The organism is Streptomyces sp. NPDC059900 (genome assembly GCF_050270335.1).
GTDB lineage: Bacteria > Actinomycetota > Actinomycetes > Streptomycetales > Streptomycetaceae > Streptomyces.
On record NZ_JBNNJZ010000791.1, the window covers coordinates 1 to 3008 of the forward strand.

General features: G+C 71.3%; 3 protein-coding genes and 2 pseudogenes. 1 reads left to right on the plus strand and 4 read right to left on the minus strand.

Annotation, left to right across the window (positions count from 1 at the left end; genetic code table 11):
* The 4 genes and pseudogenes from ACQKIP_RS43955 to ACQKIP_RS43970 form a co-directional block, all read right to left on the minus strand.
* A pseudogene (locus ACQKIP_RS43955) lies at positions 1-101 on the minus strand (DUF6879 family protein); the annotation flags it as partial.
* A 43-nt stretch (positions 102-144) separates the two neighbouring features.
* The gene (locus ACQKIP_RS43960; RefSeq protein ID WP_365861951.1) at positions 145-399 is read right to left on the minus strand and encodes a hypothetical protein; all 255 of its coding nucleotides are present in this window, start codon (positions 397-399) and stop codon (positions 145-147) included.
* A gap of 153 nt (positions 400-552) precedes the next feature.
* A complete protein-coding gene (locus tag ACQKIP_RS43965; protein ID WP_365861950.1) occupies positions 553-687 on the minus strand; it encodes a hypothetical protein in 135 nt (44 codons plus the stop codon).
* 45 nt (positions 688-732) lie between these two features.
* Positions 733-1297 (minus strand): annotated as a pseudogene (locus tag ACQKIP_RS43970) (transposase); the annotation flags it as partial.
* 543 nt (positions 1298-1840) lie between these two features.
* Between ACQKIP_RS43970 and ACQKIP_RS43975 the strand changes: the two are divergent.
* Positions 1841-2011 carry a hypothetical protein gene (locus ACQKIP_RS43975; RefSeq protein ID WP_365861948.1) on the plus strand — a complete coding sequence of 57 codons (171 nt, stop codon included), beginning with the start codon at positions 1841-1843 and terminating at the stop codon, positions 2009-2011.
* Positions 2012-3008: the final 997 nt, after the last annotated feature.

The following is a 3008-nucleotide window of genomic DNA, read 5'->3' on the forward strand; positions in this document are numbered from 1 at the left end:
CACGGGCGCCAGAAGGCGGAGTCGTGGGCGGGTACCTGCCCGCTGGCACGCCAGGCGGCCACGGTGTCGGCCTCTTCGGTAACGCCGTAGGTGTCGCGCATCTCCAGGTGCAGGGCCCGCTGGTGGGCGCTGTCGAGGAGTTCGTCAAAGCCGGGAACGTTCGACAACGTCGCATGCCTCCCTGATCTGGTGCACCATCCGCGCCGGAATGCGGATGACGGCCTCGGTGTCGGGCCTGGGACTGTCGGAAGCGCAGCGCTCCAGGGTGGCGGCATCCGCCAGCCACCCCTGGAGTACCAGCTCGGCTTCGGTCCTGTCGCCCTCGGGTCGGTCGACCCATACCGCCGGGCAGTTACCGCCGCCGGTGTCCGGGTCGATCCCGATGAAAAGTAGTGCCATGACCGCCTCCTGCGTCTAGACAGTTGCGCCATGTTGCGACCCGATCATCCCGCAGAGCGCCGGGAGCGGTAAGGGCACAATCCAGCCGGAAGACCGAATCCGATCCGCACGCCCGATACACAGCGGGCTCGTTTCTGCCCGGAGTCGATGGCGTCATCCGCGCCGGAAGGCGGCGATGTCCCGCGCCATCTCCGGGTCCGCCGCGCACCTCTCGGCGAACGCCCGATCGATCTCCTCCTGCCGCTGCGCCGGAGGCCAGCGGCCCTCTTGCAGGACCGCGGAAAACATAACGGGGGGTGCTTCTATCTGTTCGGTCAAGGTCTGGGGGATTGATCAGGCTGCTTGGTCGTGCCGGGGTTGGTAGAGGGTGCGATGTTTGAGCATGGCGTGCAGGACGTCGACGCGGCGGCGGGTGAGGCAGATGAGGGCTGCGTTGTGGCGTTTGTTCTCTGCTCGTTTCCTGTCGTAGTAGGCCCGGGATTCGGGGCTGCTCAGTGAGGCGAACGAGGCGAGGAACAGGGCCCGTTTGAGCATCTTGTTGCCGCCGCGGGGCGGGACTTCGCCCCGGATGGAGGTCCCGGACCGACGTGTGGTGGGGGTCAGCCCCGCATAGGAGGCCAGGTGGGCGGCGGTGGGGAACGCGCTGGCGTCGCCGATCTCGGCCAGGATGCGGGCTCCGGTCCTGACCGCGACCCCGGGCATGGAGGTCAGGACCTTCGAGAGAGGGTGGGCCTCCAGCAGGGCGGCGACCCGGCTCTCCAGGAGATCGCGGCGCTTGAGAAGGACGGCGAGGGCTTCGGCCAGGCCGGCGATGATCTCGCCGGACCTGGACGGTCTGCTGGGCCAGGGCGGTATGAATCTGTTCGGCCAGCTCCCGCGGGGTGCGCATGCGCGGGGCAGCGTTAGGGCCGGCGACAGCACCCCCGGATCATCAAGGACAGGGGCAACGAGTCATACCGGCCCTGAAGGCCACGAACCCGAACCGGGCTCTACGAAGACGGTAATGGGCTAGGCGCGGTCACCGGCCCGGGGACCACCCCCGCAGGCGCGGGGACCACCGGACCTTGGTGCCGTTGCTCACCGACGAGCTGGGACCACCCCCGCAGGCGCGGGGACCACGCCGCCCGTGCTGACGAGGATGCCGAGAAGCGGGGACCACCCCCGCAGGCGCGGGGACCACCCCCGCAGGCGCGGGGACCACCCCATCGAACCTGGCAGGCACCGGCGCGCCAAGGGACCACCCCCGCAGGCGCGGGGACCACAGGCGGCCGAGGAGTCCGGCGCGGAGGTTGCCGGGACCACCCCCGCAGGCGCGCGCGGGGTGTTGGCCGGGTGCCGGCAGATTGGCCACAGGGTGAGTGCTCGCCGCGCCAGGCCCTGAAGGGTGCTCCCGCACGCCGGCTGGCCGTTCGGTACTGTTCCCGGCCGGGGGAGGGGTGCTGTGCTGGAAGAGGACTGGGGCGACGACGCGGGGTATCGCCGGGCTGTGGGGTGCACCTGGGTCATGGTGGTGTTCGCGTTGCTGTGCTGCCTGCTGGTCGTCGTGCTCGTGACCGCTGCCGCCTTCGGGGCCGGCATCGTCCTTCATCTCATCCGAGCCCTCAACGGATAGCCCGCCGCCGCTGCGCCGCTGCGCCGCTCGCGCGGCCGGCTGGTAGGCGGGCTGTCGGCGGTTTCACACCGGTTGTCGTTACGGGGCGCCTGCGCCCGCTGGTTGCTCCCGTCAGGATCGGCCGGGGGGATCCGCAAGGCGGGGTGGTGCGGCTTTTGTTGTTCCTCCCGGCGCGGTGCGCCGGGTACGGCGTCGGTGTGCCGGGTAGGGCGTTGGTGGCATGCGGCTGGGCCCGATCCGGGCGGTGTGCGGGGGAGGAGCATCTGTAAGGCGGGGTGGTGTGGTGGTGGTTCGAAGGTGTGGTTGCGGGTTGGCGTCTTGGATGTGAAGGCAGGTGTGGTGTTTGGGTATGGAAGGTGTGGGCCGGGTAGTGCGGTGCGGGGTCGGTTGTCTTGCCGGTGTGTCCGGTGTTGTCCGGGCGGATGGCCGGCGGCCGCCGCTGGTGACAGCCCCCGCGTGGCGGCGCAGCTGTGGCTGGGGGCCGTGTCTGGCAGGTGGCCGGCCTGCTTGTTGCCCTTCCGTGGTGGCCTGACGCAACGCGTCCGGTCCGCACGGTTTCCGTTGGAGGCGGTCGTGCAACCCCTTCAGCACGAGGGGCAGCATGAGCTTCCGGACCGCTCTCGCCGCTATTGTGCTGGCCGCAGCCGCCTTGACGGGGCACCGCTTGGGGAGCGTTCGCCGCGGACCCGCCGCTGCGGCCGCCGCACGACGGCGTCGGCGTGCTCCGGAATGCCCGGGTCATGCCGGGGAACTGGATCGGCCCTGCAGCCGGGATCTCCGGGCAGGTTCCGGCGCCGCCTCTGACAGGCACCCGGGAGGGCCCGCCGTGCAGGGGCCCTCCCGGGTGCCCGGTGTACCCCGCGCGTTCCTCGGTGCGCACCGCGCTCAGTACGGCGTCCGGGAACGCGCCGTCCGGCCGGTGCCGCTGGCCCCCGGCGGCCGCGGCCCGCACGGAGCGTTCCGCCGCCCCCGGGACGTCCTTCGCCTCCAGGAGCGT

What these genes read in the sequence shown, in the direction of transcription:
- ACQKIP_RS43960 (WP_365861951.1), bottom strand. Translation starts at nt 399, where the DNA reads ATGGCACTACTTTTCATCGGGATCGACCCGGACACCGGCGGCGGTAAC.
- ACQKIP_RS43965 (WP_365861950.1), bottom strand. Translation starts at nt 687, where the DNA reads ATGTTTTCCGCGGTCCTGCAAGAGGGCCGCTGGCCTCCGGCGCAGCGG.